Annotated in this window: 17 protein-coding genes; 13 read left to right on the top strand and 4 right to left on the bottom strand. The window is 61.5% G+C overall.

Annotated features, from left to right (window positions below):
• From Q8L50_RS00710 to Q8L50_RS00660, 11 genes are all read left to right on the top strand, one after another.
• On the top strand, positions 1 to 214 hold a 214-nt coding region (locus Q8L50_RS00710; RefSeq protein ID WP_305346725.1), incomplete at its 5' end, for a hypothetical protein.
• The gene (meaB, locus tag Q8L50_RS00705) at positions 211 to 1233 is read left to right on the top strand and encodes a methylmalonyl Co-A mutase-associated GTPase MeaB (RefSeq protein ID WP_305346724.1); all 1023 of its coding nucleotides are present in this window, start codon (positions 211 to 213) and stop codon (positions 1231 to 1233) included. The genes Q8L50_RS00710 and meaB, both read left to right, overlap by 4 nt.
• A gap of 48 nt (positions 1234 to 1281) precedes the next feature.
• Positions 1282 to 2814 (top strand): acyl-CoA carboxylase subunit beta, encoded by a 1533-nt coding sequence (locus tag Q8L50_RS00700; protein WP_305346723.1) that lies wholly within the window; start codon positions 1282 to 1284, stop codon positions 2812 to 2814.
• A 311-nt stretch (positions 2815 to 3125) separates the two neighbouring features.
• Positions 3126 to 3254 carry a hypothetical protein gene (locus Q8L50_RS00695; protein ID WP_305346722.1) on the top strand — a complete coding sequence of 43 codons (129 nt, stop codon included), beginning with the start codon at positions 3126 to 3128 and terminating at the stop codon, positions 3252 to 3254.
• Positions 3247 to 5295, top strand: coding sequence for an acetyl/propionyl/methylcrotonyl-CoA carboxylase subunit alpha (locus Q8L50_RS00690; protein ID WP_305346721.1), 2049 nt, complete (start codon positions 3247 to 3249; stop codon positions 5293 to 5295). The genes Q8L50_RS00695 and Q8L50_RS00690 overlap by 8 nt, the downstream gene beginning before the upstream one ends.
• 17 nt (positions 5296 to 5312) lie before the next feature.
• Positions 5313 to 5594: a cupin domain-containing protein gene (locus Q8L50_RS00685; protein ID WP_305346720.1), complete on the top strand. Its 282-nt coding sequence runs from the start codon at positions 5313 to 5315 to the stop codon at positions 5592 to 5594.
• Positions 5591 to 6073: a VOC family protein gene (locus tag Q8L50_RS00680; protein ID WP_305346719.1), complete on the top strand. Its 483-nt coding sequence runs from the start codon at positions 5591 to 5593 to the stop codon at positions 6071 to 6073. Before Q8L50_RS00685 ends, Q8L50_RS00680 begins: the two co-directional genes overlap by 4 nt.
• A 119-nt stretch (positions 6074 to 6192) precedes the next feature.
• A complete protein-coding gene (locus tag Q8L50_RS00675; protein WP_305346718.1) occupies positions 6193 to 8031 on the top strand; it encodes an FAD-dependent oxidoreductase in 1839 nt (612 codons plus the stop codon).
• Positions 8028 to 9875, top strand: coding sequence for a 2-oxoacid:acceptor oxidoreductase subunit alpha (locus Q8L50_RS00670; protein ID WP_305346717.1), 1848 nt, complete (start codon positions 8028 to 8030; stop codon positions 9873 to 9875). The genes Q8L50_RS00675 and Q8L50_RS00670 overlap by 4 nt, the downstream gene beginning before the upstream one ends.
• Positions 9872 to 10927 (top strand): 2-oxoacid:ferredoxin oxidoreductase subunit beta, encoded by a 1056-nt coding sequence (locus Q8L50_RS00665; RefSeq protein ID WP_305346716.1) that lies wholly within the window; start codon positions 9872 to 9874, stop codon positions 10925 to 10927. The genes Q8L50_RS00670 and Q8L50_RS00665 overlap by 4 nt, the downstream gene beginning before the upstream one ends.
• A 62-nt stretch (positions 10928 to 10989) precedes the next feature.
• Positions 10990 to 11430 carry a cyclic nucleotide-binding/CBS domain-containing protein gene (locus tag Q8L50_RS00660; RefSeq protein ID WP_305346715.1) on the top strand — a complete coding sequence of 147 codons (441 nt, stop codon included), beginning with the start codon at positions 10990 to 10992 and terminating at the stop codon, positions 11428 to 11430.
• Between the two features lie 19 nt (positions 11431 to 11449).
• Here the strand turns inward: Q8L50_RS00660 and rsxB are convergent, their stop codons facing one another.
• Together rsxB and Q8L50_RS00650 are read right to left on the bottom strand one after the other, a co-directional pair.
• The gene (rsxB, locus tag Q8L50_RS00655) at positions 11450 to 12112 is read right to left on the bottom strand and encodes an electron transport complex subunit RsxB (RefSeq protein WP_305346714.1); all 663 of its coding nucleotides are present in this window, start codon (positions 12110 to 12112) and stop codon (positions 11450 to 11452) included.
• Positions 12113 to 12145: 33 nt separating this feature from the next.
• Positions 12146 to 13528: a polyhydroxyalkanoate depolymerase gene (locus tag Q8L50_RS00650; protein WP_305346713.1), complete on the bottom strand. Its 1383-nt coding sequence runs from the start codon at positions 13526 to 13528 to the stop codon at positions 12146 to 12148.
• Positions 13529 to 13654: 126 nt separating this feature from the next.
• On the opposite strand from Q8L50_RS00650, the gene ygiD reads away from it, so the two are divergent.
• A complete protein-coding gene (gene ygiD / locus Q8L50_RS00645) occupies positions 13655 to 14509 on the top strand; it encodes a 4,5-DOPA dioxygenase extradiol (RefSeq protein WP_305346712.1) in 855 nt (284 codons plus the stop codon).
• 22 nt (positions 14510 to 14531) lie between these two features.
• The gene (locus Q8L50_RS00640; RefSeq protein WP_305346711.1) at positions 14532 to 14900 is read left to right on the top strand and encodes a nuclear transport factor 2 family protein; all 369 of its coding nucleotides are present in this window, start codon (positions 14532 to 14534) and stop codon (positions 14898 to 14900) included.
• A gap of 65 nt (positions 14901 to 14965) precedes the next feature.
• On the opposite strand, the gene Q8L50_RS00635 is transcribed toward Q8L50_RS00640, so the two are convergent.
• On the bottom strand, positions 14966 to 15568 hold the full coding sequence (locus Q8L50_RS00635; protein WP_305346710.1) for a nucleotidyltransferase family protein: 603 nt from the start codon (positions 15566 to 15568) through the stop codon (positions 14966 to 14968).
• Between the two features lie 8 nt (positions 15569 to 15576).
• Positions 15577 to 16773 carry an amino acid aminotransferase gene (locus Q8L50_RS00630; RefSeq protein ID WP_305346709.1) on the bottom strand — a complete coding sequence of 399 codons (1197 nt, stop codon included), beginning with the start codon at positions 16771 to 16773 and terminating at the stop codon, positions 15577 to 15579.
• Between the last annotated feature and the right edge of the window lie 340 nt (positions 16774 to 17113).

The raw sequence follows: 17113 nt of genomic DNA, 5'->3' as shown, positions 1-17113 counted from the left end.
GGCGGCCGGCCACAAGACCCTGGTGCCCGCCATCATCGCCGAGCTCAAGAAGCAGGGCGCCGACGACATCATCGTGTTTGTCGGCGGCGTGATTCCGCGCCAGGACTACGAGATGTTGTACGAGGCGGGTGTCAAAGGCATCTACGGCCCGGGCACGCCGATTCCGGCCAGCGCCAAGGATGTGCTGGAGCAGATCAAGGCTGCGCTGAAGTGACTTCCGGCGAACTGGTGGCCGCGGTCCTGCACGGTGATGCCGCCGCGCAGCGTCGCGCGATCGCCAAGGCCATCACGCTGCTGGAATCCACCCGCGCCGATCACCGCGCCCAGGGCGACGAGTTGCTGACGGCCTTGCTGCCGCACACCGGCAAGGCCTTCCGCCTGGGCATCAGCGGTGTGCCGGGCGTCGGAAAATCCACATTCATCGAAGTGCTGGGCCTGCATTTGATCAAGCAGGGGCATCGCGTGGCGGTGTTGACGATTGACCCCTCGTCATCCGTCTCTGGCGGCTCCATTCTCGGCGACAAGACACGCATGGAACAACTGTCGGTGCACGAGCGCGCCTACATCCGGCCCAGCCCGTCGAGTGGCACGCTGGGCGGCGTGGCCGAAAAAACCCGCGAGGCCATGCTGGTCTGCGAAGCCGCCGGGTACGACATCGTGATCGTCGAAACCGTGGGCGTCGGCCAGAGCGAAACCGCCGTTGCCAACACGACCGACATGTTTGTGCTGATGCAGTTGCCGAACGCCGGCGACGACCTGCAGGCGATCAAGAAAGGTGTGATGGAGCTGGCCGACCTGGTCATCATCAACAAAGCCGACATTGATGCCGACGCCGCCATGCGAGCGCAGGCCCAGATCACCTCGGCCATGCGCCTGTTTGGCCTGGTCAACAACGCGATGGGCAGCGCTCAGGCTGCGGCCTATGACTCGTTCTGGCACCCGCAGGTGATCCAGCTCAGCGCGCTGCACAACACCGGCGTCGATGCTTTCTGGACGGCGGTTACCCAGTTCAGAAGCATTCAAACAAGCAATGGAAAACTGGCCGAGCGGCGTCGACTGCAGTCGCTGGCCTGGATGTGGGAGCGCATTGATGCCGCGCTCAAGCAGGCGTTTCGCCAGGACCCGGCGGTCAGCGCCCTGTTGCCGGCCATGCTGGCCGATGTGGCCGGTGGCCGCATTCCTGCCTCGACTGCAGCACGAAATCTGCTCGCAGCCCATGCCAGTCGGGCGTAAGTAGCTATCAAATATGTAGCGTAGTAAAAGACAGAGAGAAAGCACACCATGCAGGAAATCCTTGAGCAACTCGAGAAAAAACGCGCCGCGGCCCGACTGGGCGGCGGGCAAAAACGCATAGACGCGCAACACGGCAAAGGCAAACTGACGGCGCGCGAGCGCCTGGAACTGCTGCTCGACGAAGGCACGTTTGAAGAGTGGGACATGTTTGTCGAGCACCGCTGCACCGACTTCGGCATGGCCGACAACCGGCCGCCGGGTGACGGCGTGGTCACCGGCTACGGCATGATCAACGGCCGCCTGGTGTTTGTCTTCAGCCAGGACTTCACTGTGTTCGGCGGCGCGCTCAGCGAGGCCCACGCCGAAAAAATCTGCAAGGTGATGGACCAGGCGATGAAGGTTGGCGCGCCTGTGATTGGCCTCAACGATTCGGGTGGTGCGCGCATTCAGGAAGGCGTGGCTTCCCTAGGCGGTTATGCCGATGTTTTCCAGCGCAACGTGATGGCTTCGGGCGTGGTGCCGCAGATCAGCATGGTCATGGGGCCGTGCGCTGGCGGCGCCGTGTATTCGCCGGCCATGACTGATTTCATCTTCATGGTGAAGGACTCGAGCTATATGTTTGTCACTGGCCCCGAGGTGGTGAAGACAGTGACGCACGAAGAGGTGACCGCTGAAGAGCTGGGCGGGGCCACCACGCACACCACGCGCAGCGGCGTCGCCGACCTGGCCTTTGAAAACGATGTGGAGGCGCTGCTGATGCTGCGCCGGCTCTACAACTACCTGCCGCTGAACAACCGCGAAAAGGCACCTATCCGCCCCAGCGCCGACCCGGCTGGCCGCATGGACTTGAGCCTGGACACGCTGGTACCCGAGAACCCGAACAAACCTTACGACATGAAGGAGCTGATTGCCAAAACCGTGGACGACGGCGACTTCTTCGAACTGCAGCCCGAGTACGCCAAAAACATCATCATCGGTTTTGCGCGTATGGAAGGCCAGAGTGTCGGCATCGTCGCCAACCAGCCGCTGGTGCTGGCCGGCTGCCTGGACATCAAGAGCAGCATCAAGGCTGCGCGCTTTGTGCGGTTTTGTGATGCCTTCAACATCCCGGTGATCACCTTTGTGGATGTGCCCGGTTTCATGCCCGGCACCAGCCAGGAGTACGGCGGCATCATCAAACACGGCGCCAAGCTGTTATATGCCTACGCCGAATGCACGGTGCCGAAAATCACCGTGATCACGCGCAAGGCCTACGGCGGCGCTTATGACGTGATGAGCTCCAAGCATCTGCGCGGCGACGTCAACTTTGCCTGGCCGAACGCCGAGATCGCCGTCATGGGCGCCAAGGGTGCGGTCGAGATCATCTTCCGCGAAGACCGCAAGGATCCGGTCAAGCTGGCCGCGAAAGAGGCCGAGTACAAGGCGCGTTTTGCGAACCCCTTTGTGGCTGGCGCACGTGGGTTTATTGACGACGTGATCCTTCCGCATGAGACCCGCAAACGCATCTGTCGTTCGCTGGTGATGCTGAAAGACAAGAAGCTTGAGAACCCGTGGCGCAAACACGGGAACATTCCGCTGTGAGCGTGGGTGTGACCAGCCCTACTCGCCACAGCCTGGGTGGGAGCGTGCTGCCCGGGTACTTTGCTTCGTGTCCCCCGCCCTGCGGGCTCCTCCTTGACCTACGCAAAGCACCCAGGCAGCCCGCTCTTGAAGTGGCGGGTATGGTCGGCCTGCACAAAACCCCGTTCGCAGCAACGGGCGCGCTGCGTCCGTCGCAGCGAAGTCAAGGAGGAGCCCAAAGGGCGGGGGACATGAGCGGAGGCGGATGCAGCGTGCCCATTGCGGGCACAGAGCCAAATCGCCCAATGAAGATTTCCGGATAGGAGCCTGATATGTTTACCAAAATTCTGATCGCGAACCGGGGTGACCAGCCGCGAAGCGGCGCAGCAGCGCAGCTACATCGGCTGATGCACGAAGTGCATGCAGGCGATTTCACCCCGATGGAGAAGGCATATGTTTGAAAAAATACTGATAGCGAATCGGGGTGAAATCGCCTGCCGCGTCATCCTCACCGCCCGCAAGATGGGCATCAAAACCGTGGCGGTGTATTCCGACGCTGACAAGGACGCGCGCCATGTCGAGCTGGCCGACGAGGCCGTCAACATCGGCCCTGCGCCCAGCCGCGACAGTTATCTGCAGGCCGACAAGATCATCGCCGCCTGCAAACAGACGGGCGCCCAGGCGGTGCATCCGGGCTATGGCTTCCTCAGCGAAAACGCCGGCTTTGCCAAGCGGGTCGAGGAAGAGGGCATTGTGTTCATCGGCCCCAAGCATTATTCGATTGCCGCGATGGGCGACAAGATCGAGTCGAAAAAGCTGGCTGGCGCGGCGGGTGTCAACTGCATTCCCGGCGTCAACGACGCGATTGAGACCGCCGAGAAGGCGGTCGAGATTGCCCAAGGCATTGGTTACCCGGTGATGATCAAGGCCTCGGCCGGCGGTGGCGGCAAGGGCTTGCGTGTGGCCTTCAACGACAAGGAGGCGTTCGAAGGCTTCACCAGTTGCCGCAACGAGGCGCGCAACAGCTTTGGCGATGACCGCGTCTTTATCGAGAAGTTTGTCGAGGAGCCGCGCCACATCGAGATCCAGTTGCTGGGCGATTCGCACGGCAATGTGATTTACCTGAACGAGCGCGAATGTTCGATCCAGCGCCGGCACCAGAAGGTGATTGAAGAAGCGCCGTCACCCTTCATCAGCGACGCCACACGCAAGGCCATGGGTGAGCAGGCCGTGGCGCTGGCCAAGGCGGTCAAGTATGAAAGCGCCGGCACGGTGGAGTTTGTGGTCGGCAAGGACCAGAGTTTTTACTTCCTTGAGATGAACACCCGGCTGCAGGTCGAGCACCCGGTGACCGAATGCATCACCGGCCTGGACCTGGTCGAGCTGATGATCCGCGTCGCGGCCGGCGAAATACTGCCGCTGGCGCAAAAGGACGTGCAGCGCAATGGCTGGGCCATCGAGTGCCGCATCAATGCCGAAGACCCGTTTCGCAGCTTTCTGCCTTCAACGGGCCGTCTGGTGCGCTTCCAGCCGCCGAAGGAGACGATGTTTGCGGCCGATATCGCGAACCTGATGGGCGTGCGGGTCGATACCGGCGTCCAGGACGGCGGCGAGATCCCGATGTTTTACGACTCGATGATCGCCAAGCTGATCGTCCATGGCAAGGACCGTCTTGATGCGATTGCCAAAATGCGCGAGGCGCTCAATGCCTTTGTGATCCGCGGCATCAGCAGCAATATCCCGTTTCAGGCGGCTTTGCTGGCACACCCGAAATTTGTGGCTGGCGACTTCAACACCGGCTTCATCGCCGAGAACTACGCCCAGGGCTTCCACGCCGAAGACGTGCCGCATGCCGACCCGGACTTTCTGGTGGCGCTGGCGGCCTACGTGAACCGGCGCATGCTGGGCCGCGCTGCCGGCATCAGCGGGCAGATGCCCGGCCACGGCGTGATGGTGGGTGAGGCGTTTGTGGTCATTGGCCTGGGCGCCGGTGGTGCCAACACGGAGCATCCGGTGGTGGTGCGTGACTATGAAGCCAAATCGGGCTCCAGCCGAATAGAAACGGGCGCAAACAGCTATGAAATTTGTAGCAACTGGCACCTCGGCGGCGCCCGCATCCGCGGCACGGTCAACGGCCAGCCGTTTGCCGCTCAGGTCGAGCGCGGCGTCGGGCGCAACCCGCTGGCGATCCGCGTTGCCCACAACGGCACGCGGCTGGACGCGCTGGTACTGTCGCCGCGCGCTGCCAAGCTGCATGCGCTGATGCCTTACAAGGCGCCGCCCGACATGAGCCGGTTTGTCCTGTCGCCCATGCCCGGCCTGCTGGTCGAAGTGGCCGTGTTGCCCGGCCAGAAGGTGCAGGCCGGCGAACGCGTCGCGGTGATCGAGGCCATGAAAATGGAAAACGTGTTGTTCGCCACCGCCGACGGCGTGGTGGGCAAGGTGCTGGCCGGCAAGGGCGAATCGCTCTCGGTGGACCAGCCGATTGTGGAATTTGTCTGAAGTCCCCGGGAGTCGGCATGAACACCCTTGAATTTGAAACTTCCCTGAAAGCCGACGGCTTCGGCGAGATCGCCACCGTCGAGCGCATGGCGGGTTACCACCTCGGCGAACACGACCATCCCTTCGATGCACGCGCGCTGATCACCGCCGGGCAGATCACGCTGGTGGTCGAGGGTGTGTCCACCACCTATGGCGTGGGGGACATCTTCACGCTGGCCGCCGGGACGCCGCACCACGAAAGCGCGGGCCCGCAGGGCGTGAGTTATCGGGTGGGCCGCCGCGCGGTCAGCACATCATGAAGCGACCGTTCAAAGTCCTCGGCATCCAGCAAATCGCCATTGGCGGCCCCGACAAGCAGCGCCTGGGAAAACTCTGGGTGGACATGCTGGGCCTGGAGGTCACCGGCACCTTTCGCAGCGAGCGCGAAAACGTCGATGAAGACATCTGCGCCCTCGGCAGCGGGGCGTTCAAGGTCGAGGTGGACTTGATGCAGCCCATTGATCCCGACAAAAAGCCTGCCGTGCACACCACGCCGCTCAATCACGTGGGTCTTTGGATCGACGACCTGCCCAAAGCGGTTGATTGGCTGACAAGGCAGGGTGTGCGTTTTGCGCCTGGCGGTATCCGGCAGGGGGCAGCGGGTTTCGACATCTGTTTTCTGCACCCCAAGGCCAATGACGAGTTTCCTATTGCAGGGGAGGGTGTGCTGATCGAGCTGGTGCAGGCGCCGCCCGGGGTGGTGGCTGCCTTTGCCCGGCTGCAAGCGAATGCGTCCTGAGGCCGCGCGGCGGGCGGACTGAGGGATTCACCCGAGAGCGCTTCCTGGTATGCCGGGCGTAAACTGGTCTGACCGCTTGGCCGCATTCGCACGGCGCGAGGGGGCAAAGGAGACAGCGCTTGCAGCCTACCAACGTAGCCAATCCGTCCTATTTTCACAAGGTCGTTGATTGCCAATGGGCTTGTCCGGCCCACACCCCCGTTCCTGAATACATACGCCTGATTGGCCAGGGGCGTTACACCGACGCCTACATGGTCAACTGGGTGTCGAATGTTTTTCCGGGTATTTTGGGCCGAACCTGCGACCGCCCTTGCGAGCCGGCCTGTCGCCGCAGCCGGGTAGAAGAGAACAACGGCGAGTTGCCAGAACCTGTTGCCATCTGCCGTCTCAAGCGTGTGGCGGCCGACATGAAAAACGATGTCAGCCTGCGCATGCCCAAGGTCGCACCCCAAAACGGCAAACGTATTGCCTGCGTAGGCGCGGGCCCGGCTTCGCTGGCCGTGGCACGCGACCTGGCGCCGCTCGGTTATGAGGTCACGGTGTTTGACGGCGAAGCCAAGGCGGGCGGTTTTATCCGCACGCAGATCCCGCGCTTTCGCCTGCCCGAGTCGGTGATTGATGAGGAAACCGGTTACATCCTGGATCTTGGGGTGCAGTTCAAAAGCGGCCAGCGCATCGAATCCATGCAAGGCTTGCTGGCAGAGGATTACGACGCAGTGTTTGTCGGCTGTGGCGCTCCGCGTGGCCGCGACCTGCAACTGCCTGGCCGCCAGGAGATCAGCAACAACATACACATCGGCATCGACTGGCTGGCTTCGGTGTCTTTCGGCCACATCACCACCATTGGAAAACGCGTGATTGTGCTGGGCGGTGGCAACACCGCGATGGACTGTTGCCGCTCGGCGCGGCGTCTGGGCGGCACCGATGTGAAGGTGATTGTGCGCAGCGGCTTTGATGAAATGAAGGCCTCGCCCTGGGAGAAGGAAGATGCGCAGCATGAGGGCATTCCCATCCTCAACTTTCATGTGCCCAAGTCGTTTGAGCACAGCGGCGGCAAGCTTACCGGCATGACCTTTGAAGTGGTCAAGGCGGTGTATGACGCCAAAGGCAAACGCAGCCTGGTCGCCACCGGCGAGGCCGACGTGCTGGTTGAATGTGATGCGGTGCTGATCGCGGTGGGGCAGGAGAACGCCTTTCCGTGGATTGAGCGGGACAGCGGCATTCACTTTGATGAGTGGGGCCTGCCCGTACTGGACAAGCAGACCTTCCAGTCCAGCCTGCCCAACGTGTTTTTTGGCGGCGACTCGGCCTTCGGACCCAAAAACATCATCACGGCAGTGGCCCATGGGCATGAGGCGGCGGTGTCGATTGACCGCTTTCTCAATGGTGAAGACGTCACCCGCCGGCCCGACCCCATGACCAACCTGATGTCCACCAAGATGGGCATTCATGAGTGGAGTTACGACAACGACACCTCGAACGATGCCCGCTTCAAGGTGCCCTGGGCCAAAGCCGAGGTGGCACTGGCCAATATCCGGGTGGAAGTCGAACTGGGCTTTGACGCCGCGACGGCTTTCAAGGAGGCCGGGCGCTGCCTGAACTGCGATGTGCAGACCGTGTTTGCAGAGCCGGCCTGCATCGAGTGTGATGCCTGTGTGGACATCTGCCCCATGGACTGCATCAGCTTCACGGCCAATGACGATGAGACGGTTTTACGCACCCACCTGAAAGCCCCGGCACTCAATCTGACCCAGGACTTGTATGTGTCGGGCGAGCTCAAAACCGGTCGCGTGATGGTCAAGGACGAAGACGTCTGCCTGCACTGTGGCCTGTGCGCCGAGCGCTGCCCGACCGGTGCCTGGGACATGCAGAAGTTTTTGCTGACAACGACCCAGGCGGGGCCATCGTGCCGGGATGGTAGTAAAACTGCTGCTCGTGCAGGGGGCGTGCCAGCATGAAAAAAAGAATAGAAGCCGTCAACAACTTTGTCATCAAGTTCGCCAATGTCAACGGCTCGGGCTCTGCCTCGGCCAATGAGCTGTTTGCCAAAGCCATTTTGCGCATGGGTGTGCCGGTCAGTCCACGCAATATTTTTCCCAGCAACATCCAGGGTCTGCCCACCTGGTACGAGGCCCGGGTTTGCGACAGGGGTTACCAGGGCCGGCGCGGCGGCATCGACATGATGGTGGCCATGAACCCGCAGACCTGGGACGCCGATGTGGCCGAACTGGAGCCCGGGGGCTACCTGTTTTACGACAGCACCCGGCCCCTGCCGCCCGACAAGTTCAGGGACGACATCCACGTCATCGGCATGCCGCTGACCGAGATCTGCAATGCGGTGTACAGCGATCCGCGCCAGCGCCAGCTGTTCAAGAACATTGTGTATGTGGGTGCGCTGTCGGCGCTGCTGGAGATCGAGCCGCAAGTGCTTGAGAAACTGTTTGCCGAGCAATACAAGGGCAAGGAAAAACTGCTGGCGTCCAATGTGCAGGCCTTGCATCTGGGGCGTGATTTCGCCACGGAACACCTGCAGGTGCCACTGGGCATACGGGTGCAGCGTGCCGACAAGGTAGGCAAGCGGATTTTTGTGGACGGTAACAGCGCGGCCGCGCTGGGCTGCGTGTACGGCGGTGCCACGGTGGCGGCCTGGTACCCGATCACACCTTCGTCCTCGGTGGCCGAGGCCTTTCAGTCCTACTGTGCCAAATACCGGGTGGACCCGGAAACCGGCAGGCACAACTACGCCATTGTGCAGGCGGAAGACGAAATCGCTTCCATTGGCATGGTGGTGGGCGCGGGCTGGAACGGCGCGCGCGCTTTCACCGCCACCTCTGGCCCCGGCGTGTCGCTGATGACAGAATTTTTAGGGCTGGCCTATTTTGCCGAGATACCCATCACCATCATCAATGTGCAGCGCGGCGGGCCGTCAACCGGCATGCCCACACGCACCCAGCAGGCTGACCTGATCTCTTGCGCCTATGCCTCCCATGGCGACACCAAACATGTGTTGCTGCTGCCGCAAGACCCGCATGAATGTTTTGAGCATGCCGCCGCGGCGCTGGACCTGGCGGACAGGCTGCAGACCCCGGTGTTTGTCATGACCGATCTGGATATCGGCATGAACCAGCGCCTGTGCGAGCCCTTTGTCTGGGACGACAGCCGCAGCTACGACCGGGGCAAGGTGATGAGCGCAGAAGAGCTGGAAGCAGGCAAGGACTTTGGCCGCTACAAGGATGTGGATGGCGATGGTATTCCGTGGCGCACCCTGCCGGGTACCCACCCGAGCAAAGGCAGCTATTTCACCCGCGGCACCACGCGCAACCCCTATGCCCAATATTCCGAACGCGGGCCTGACTATATCTACAACGTTGAGCGCCTGCTCAAGAAATTTGCCACGGCCGCCACCCTGGTGCCGCAGCCGGTGTTGCGGCCTGCGGCCCGCAAGGCGGCGTTTGGCGTGATTTATTTTGGCTCTACCAGCCCCGCGATGCACGAGGCCCTGGACGTGTTGACCGAGGCCGGTTTGGACCTGGACGCCATGCGGTTGCGGGCTTTTCCGTTTGCGGCCAGCGTGGCGGAGTTCATTGCCGACCACGACAAGGTCTTTGTGGTCGAGCAAAACCGTGATGCGCAAATGCACTGTCTGCTGGTCAACGAACTCGATGTGGACCCGGCCCGCCTGGTGCGTGTGCTGCATTTTGACGGGACACCGATCACCGCGCGCTTCATCACCGAGGCGATCCGGCAAAAAATGCAGGCTGAGGCCGCCGTGCCAGCACCAAAAACCAGGGCCCTGTCATGACCTATCTGGCCAAACCCAAGCTGCACCACCCGTCGCTGACTGTCAACAAGGTTGGCTACACCCGGCGCGACTACGAAGGAAAAATTTCCACCCTGTGCGCCGGTTGCGGGCACGACTCGATCTCGGCGGCGATCATTCAGGCCTGCTGGGAACTTGACATCCAGCCGCACCGCGTCGCCAAACTGTCGGGCATAGGCTGCAGTTCCAAAACGCCGGACTATTTTCTGGGCGCCTCGCATGGCTTCAACACCGTGCATGGTCGCATGCCGTCGGTGCTGACCGGCGCCAACCTGGCCAACCGGGATCTGCTCTACCTCGGTGTTTCGGGCGACGGTGACTCTGCCTCCATTGGTCTGGGCCAGTTTGCGCATGCGATGCGGCGCGGGGTCAACATGGTGTACATCGTCGAAAACAACGGTGTGTACGGCCTGACCAAGGGACAGTTTTCGGCCACTGCGGATCAGGGCTCCAAAAGCAAGAAGGGCGTGGTCAACAGTGACAGCCCGGTCGATCTGGTGGCGCTTGCGCTGCAACTGGGTGCCACTTATGTGGCGCGCAGTTTTTCTGGTGACAAGGCACAGTTGGTACCACTGATCAAGGGTGCCATAGGGCACGGGGGTGCGTCCTTCATCGACATTGTCAGCCCCTGTGTGGCTTTCAACAACCATGCGGGCAGCACCAAGAGTTATGACTATGTGCGCGAGCACAACGAATCGGTCAGCCGCATTGATTTCATCAGCCCGCGCGATGAGATCACCACCAGTTATGCGCCGGGCGAGGTGATTGAGGTTCAGCAGCACGATGGCAGCAGCTTGCGCTTTCGCAAGCTGCAGTCTGACTACGACCCGACCGACCGATATGCGGCGCTCAGTTACATGAATGCGCACCAGGCGCGGGGCGAGGTGGTGACAGGGCTGCTGTATGTTGATCCTTTGGTCACCGATCTGCATGTGGCCCTGAATACCAGCGAGACGCCGTTGAACCAGTTGGACGCGGCACAGTTGTGCCCGGGGGCCAAGCTGCTGGACAAGATCAATACGGCGCTGCGTTGATGGGTTAATGCGTGAATGCCTCCGGGCCTCGGGGGCTCTTTTTACAGGACCGGAGGGCAATCATGTCTGAACGTACCGTTTTTCAATCCATCCCTCACCGGCATGTAGTGAGCCTGCCGCCACAGGCCAGCGTGCGTGAAGCAGCCCGCGTCATGACCAAGGCCAGCTGCGGCAGCGTGCTGGTTATCGACGCCGCGGGAGTGATGCTGGGCATTCTGACCGAGCGCGACTTGATGACCCGGGTGCTGGCCAGGGATTTGAACGCCGCGACCACGCCGGTGTCGGAGGTGATGACACCCCATCCCCGGTGTGTGTTGCCCGAAACGACCGTGTCCGACGCGGTGCTGATTTTGCTGGAACGCGGCTTCCGGCACCTGCCGATTGTCTCGGCGGCCGGCAAGATCCTGGGTGTGTTTTCGATCCGCGACGCCTTGCCACGCGAGATTGACAGCGCCGTGAGCCTGGCCGAGTTTCGTGACTCGGTCAACGACGCGCTGGGTTGAGGGGGCAGGCCCCCAGAACCTAGCCCTTGCCCGCTTCGCGTCTGGCGCGTGAGCGTGCCAGAGCTGCTTCAATGATGGCGCGTTTCTGGTCCAGGATGACGGGGTCGGTGTGCTGAGAGTGCCCTGGCAGGTCGGTCAGTGCGGCTTGTGCTTTTTCTTCAAGCCTTTTCTGGTGTTCGCCCTTGTCCCGCGTGCGCCGAACGCTATGAAACTCATAGCGGCTGCGGGCCAGGGCTGCGTCGGCCACTGACCAGGCGGCCCAGCCGGTCCGCCCGGCTGTGACGTTTTCCAGGCTGATGCAATCCACGGGGCAAACCGGAATACACAATTCGCAGCCGGTGCAATAGGGCTCCATCACGGTGTGCATGAGTTTGTTGCTGCCGACGATGGCGTCGGTCGGACAGGCGTCCAGACAGAGGGTGCAGCCTATGCACCAGTTTTCGTCGATCACCGCCAGCTGGCGCGGGCCTTCCTGGCCATGAACCGGGTTCAGTGCCTTGACCGGCTTGCCGGTGATGGCTGCCAGGCGCGCGATGCCGTCTGCGCCGCCGGGCGGGCACTGGTTGATGTCGGCGTCTCCCCCGGCAATGGCCAGGGCGTAGCTGGCGCAATCGGGGTAGCCACAACGGGTGCACTGCGTTTGCGGCAGCGCGGCGTTGATCCGGTCGGCGAGCGGGTTCACGGCGCTACCGTTTCCTGGGCGACAGCCGGCGGCTTATTTCCTGGCCACTGCCTTTTTGGCGACCACGCGGGGCTTGGCTGCGGCGACTTTGGCAGGAGCGGATTTCGCTACCTTTTTAGGAGCTGTTTGCGCTTTGCCAGAAAGGGCCGGACCCTTGTTGTGCTCAAGAATAAAGGCTTTCACCTGCGGATAAACCACCTCGCGCCAGCGGCGGCCGCTGAAAATCCCGTAGTGGCCCGCGCCCTTGACTTCCAGGTGCTTCTGGCGCGACTTGGGCACGTTGTAGCAAAGGCCGTGGGCGGCTTCGGTCTGGCCAGAGCCGGAGATGTCGTCCAGCTCACCTTCGACCGTGAAGTGGGCGGTGGTGGTGATGTCCTGCGGGCGCACGCGCTCCAGCTTGCCGTCTTTTGACTTCACATCCCAGGTGCCGTTGACCAGGCTGAACTCCTGGAACACGATCTTGATGGTGTCCAGGTAGTAGTCGGCGTCCATGTCCAGCACCGCGTTGTACTCGTCATAAAACTTGGTGTGTGCCTCGGTGCTGGCGTCATCACCTTTGAGCAGGTTCTTGAAATAGTCAAAGTGGTTGCTGGCGTGGCGGTCGGGGTTCATGGCTACAAAACCGGTGTGCTGCAAAAAGCCCGGGTAGACGCGCCGCCCTGCACCCGCAAAGTTGCTGGGCACGCGGTAAATGACGTTGTTCTCAAACCATTCAAAGCTTTTGTTCATCGCCAGGTTGTTCACCGCCGTCGGTGATTTGCGCGCATCAATCGGCCCGCCCATCATGGTCATGGACAGCGGCGTGGTTTCGCCCCGGCTGGCCATCAGCGATACCGCGGCCAGCACCGGCACCGTGGGCTGGCAGACACTGATCACATGGCAATTGCCGTAAATGCCCTGCACATGGGTGATGAATTCCTGCACATAGTTGATGTAGTCGTCGAGGTTGAAGGTGCCATCGGACAGCGGCACGGTGCGGGCGTTCTTCCAGTCGGTGATATAGACCTTGTGGTCCTTGAGCATGGTCTTGACGGTGTCGCGCAGCAAGGTGGCGTAGTGACCGGACAGCGGCGCCACGATCAGCACGGCGGGCTGGCCCTTGAGTTTGGTCAGGGTGGCGGTGTCGTCGGTAAACCGCTTGAAACGGCGCAGCTCGCAAAAGGGTTTGTCCAGCTCGACGCGTTCGTGCACGGCGACCCCGGTACCGTCCACATCGACCGTGGTCAGGCCAAATACGGGTTTTTCATAGTCCTTGCCCAGGCGGTAGATCAGGCTGTAGCCGGCCGCTGCACGCTGGGCCAACGGGTTCTGGCTGAACGGCGACAGCGGGTTGTTGTAAAGCTTGGCAGCGGCTTGGGCAAAGTCAACAAACGGCTCCATCAGGGAGCGCTGGGCTTCATAAACTTGGTAAAGCATGTTTTAAAACCTTTGCACAACGACATGTTGCAGTGCAGCAAATAATAACAGGTGTACTTATAAATTTCTGGAGGGCAAACACCAATGCCGGAGGGCTTTGTTTTTGCCTCGCATAATGGACGACCTATGAGCGACAACACCAGCGCCGCGCCGCAAGAACTGCTGAACAGCCTGACGCCCAGCGACCGCATGCCGGTGCTGTTTGTTGGCCACGGCAGCCCGATGAACGCCATTGGCGACAACGAATACCGCCGCAGCTGGGAGGCGCTGGGCACAGGATTTGGCTCCAAATATCCGCCGCCGCAACTGATTCTGTGCATTTCTGCACACTGGCTGACCGAAGGCTGGTGGCTGACCGGCATGAACGCGCCCAAAACCATCCATGATTTTGGCGGCTTTCCGCAGGAATTGTTTGATCAGCAATACCCGGCACCCGGCGCACCCGCTGCTGCGCGCGAGATCAGCCGTTTTGTCCGGCAACGAGGCTCGGCGCCGCTGGGCCTGGATCTGGACACTTGGGGGCTGGACCACGGCACCTGGGCCGTCCTCAAGCCCATGTTTCCAGCTGCCGACATTCCGGTGGTGCAACTGAGCATGGACTACAGCCGCCCGCCGTCCGAACACTACGCCCTGGCCAGGCAGCTCAAGGGCTTGCGCGAGCGCGGCGTGCTGATTGTCGGCAGCGGCAACATCGTGCACAACCTGCGCCAGGCGCAACGTGGCGCAGCCGGCAACCAGGCCTACGACTGGGCGCTGGAGTTTGACCAGACAACTGGCGGCTACCTGCAGCAGGGCAATCTGGACGCGCTGCAGAACTTCCAGAAGCTCGGCCAGCTGGCGCAAATGGCGCATCCGACCTACGAGCATTACCTGCCGCTGCTGTATGCGGCGGCGGCGGTGGATGCCAGCGAGCAGCCGCAGTTTTTCAACACCAGCTTCCAGCTCGGCGCTATCTCCATGCGCTCCGTCGTCTGGGGCTGAAGATCCACATCCAGAACACACCATGCCAACTCGCCAAACCGTCCAGAACTTTATCGCCACGGTGGAGCGGGGTGAGTACATTGAAGCGATCGAGCAGTTTTATGCACCCGACGCCAGCATGCAGGAAAACAGCCAGCCGGCGCGCCGGGGCCGCGATACGCTGGTGGCGTATGAGCGTGCGGTCATGGCCGCCTGTAGCGCCATGCGTACGCTGCCGGTCGAGTCATTTCTTGTCGATGGCGACTTTGTCGTGATCCACTGGGTGTTTGAGTTCACACGCCTGTCGGGCAAAACCATGCGCATCGACGAACTGGCGCACCAGCGCTGGGAGGGCGAAAAAATCATGGAAGAGCGCTTTTTTTACGACCCCATCGCGACGCTGGCAGAGTAGTGGCCGATTGTTGCTATCATTTCGATAGCTTCTTGCGCCCGTCAGATAAGGGCTGAGGCCATTATTTATGCCTGATCCCCGTCCTGCGGGCTGTCGACGGCAACATCCGGCAGACGCAGCCATGGCCAGCGCGCCTGGTAGTCGCGGGCTTTTTGTTGGTACAGCTTGCCGTGGTCAACACGCGGGTTGGCGCGCAGTATTCCCGCGTACAGGTCAGCCAGCCCGTAGGGCGCATACACCCTTGTCTGCCCCTGTGCCTGCCGCAGGCCCACGCTGGTGCTGCCGACCAGAAACCGGTCCACACCCTCGCAGGCATTTTTCAGCGGCGGGCAGGGCCGGCCGAAATACGCCGGGTACCAGGTGTGTACGCGTGCCTGGTTTTTGACCTCGAGTTCCACACCCAGATCGCTGAAGGCGTTTCGGGCGCGCTGGTTGATGGCGGCTTCTGCGGCTTCAGACGGGTCGCCGGCATCAAAGTAGAAGATGTCGTAGTCGCGGATACCGGCCTTTGGCGACTGGCCGCTCCGTAGGTTCCACACCGTCTGGAACAGGCAGCCTCCGACCAGCCAGGCATCCGGCAAATCCAGTTCGGGCAGTCGCTCCAGCAGCACCCTGTTGCAGCGGTTGCGCAGGGCGTCCTGCGAAAAACGCTGCGCCAGATCGTCCATCAGTCGAGTTAGAGAACCTTGGCAATAGACGCGCAGACGTGGGCGATGTTCTGGTTGTTCAGCGCGGCCACACACATGCGGCCGGTGTCGGTGCCGTAGACGCCGAATTCGTTGCGCAGACGCACCATCTGGTCCTTGGTCAGGCCCGAGTAGCTGAACATGCCAATTTGCGTGGTGATGAAGCTCATGTCTTCCTTCACGCCAGCGGCTTTCAGGCCGTCCACCAACGCCTGGCGCATGGCCTTGATGCGTACACGCATTTCGGCCAGCTCTTTTTCCCACAGCGCGCGCAGCTCGGGGTTGTTCAGCACATTGGCGACCACCGTCGCGCCGTGGATCTGTGGGTTGCTGTAGTTGGTGCGGATCACGACTTTCATCTGCGACAGCACGCGTTCGGCTTCTTCCTTGCTTTCGCACAGCACCGACAGGGCGCCGACACGTTCGCCGTACAGGCTGAAGCTTTTGGAAAACGAGGTCGAGACAAAAAAGTTCAGGCCGGCGGCGACGAACTTGCCGATGACCGCGCCGTCTTCAAGAATGCCGTGGCCAAAGCCCTGGTAGGCCATGTCCAGAAAGGCGGTGAGCTTGCGCGCCTTGACCGTGGCAATGACCTGGTCCCACTGGGCGCTGGTGATGTCATAACCGGTCGGGTTGTGACAGCAGGCGTGCAGCACGACGATGGTGCCTTCGGCGGCTGCATTGAGCGCAGCCAGCATGCCGTCAAAGTTGACGCCGCGTTTGGCCACGTCGTAATACGGGTAACTTTCCACCACGAACCCGGCCTGGGTGAATAGCGCGCGATGGTTTTCCCAGCTCGGGTCGCTGATCAGCACCTTGGCATTCGGGCTGAGCTTTTTCAGGAAGTCGGCGCCGATTTTCAGGCCACCGGTGCCGCCAATGCCCTGGGCGGTCGCGACGCGGCCACTTTTAACCGGCTCGCTGTCAGCGCCGAAGACCAGGGTTTTGACGGCCGCGTCATAGGCGGCAACCCCGTCCATGGGCAGGTAGCCGCGCGGCTTGGGCGCTTCCATCATGGCTTTTTCAGCGATCTGCACGCACTGCAGCAGCGGCAACTTGCCCTTGTCGTCGTAATACACGCCCACGCCGAGGTTGACCTTGTTCGGGTTGGTATCGGCATTGAATTGCTCGTTCAGGCCCAATATGGGATCACGGGGGGCCATTTCGACGGCGGTGAAAAGCGACATGAAAATCCTCTGGAAGGGTGGTTTGTGTTTTTTAAACGGTTCGGTACGCCATCTGGTTTACCGGGCGTTACGCAGACAGTCGGCGAATCGGCGGCTTCACGGCTCCGCCCATCGTCCAAATGTCGTATTCTGTTTGGTTGCCCCGGATTTTAGCGGGCCAGGATTAGGAACTTGTCCGTCAATAATTTGGGGCCGCGCAAATGGATATTCGGGATGGGATGCAAGGCGCAAAATCCAAGACAAGGCTGGTGGCCTTGCCTGATTTTGCAACGCTGCAGACCGCCCGAAAATCCGTTTGCCCTTCGGGTTGGGGCGAAACCGGGCGATTTGCCCACCAAAT

It is taken from the genome of Polaromonas sp., assembly GCF_030680935.1.
Taxonomy (GTDB): domain Bacteria; phylum Pseudomonadota; class Gammaproteobacteria; order Burkholderiales; family Burkholderiaceae_C; genus Polaromonas.
The sequence above is the reverse complement of the archived record's forward strand: the minus strand, read 5'-3'. Positions and strand labels throughout refer to the sequence as shown.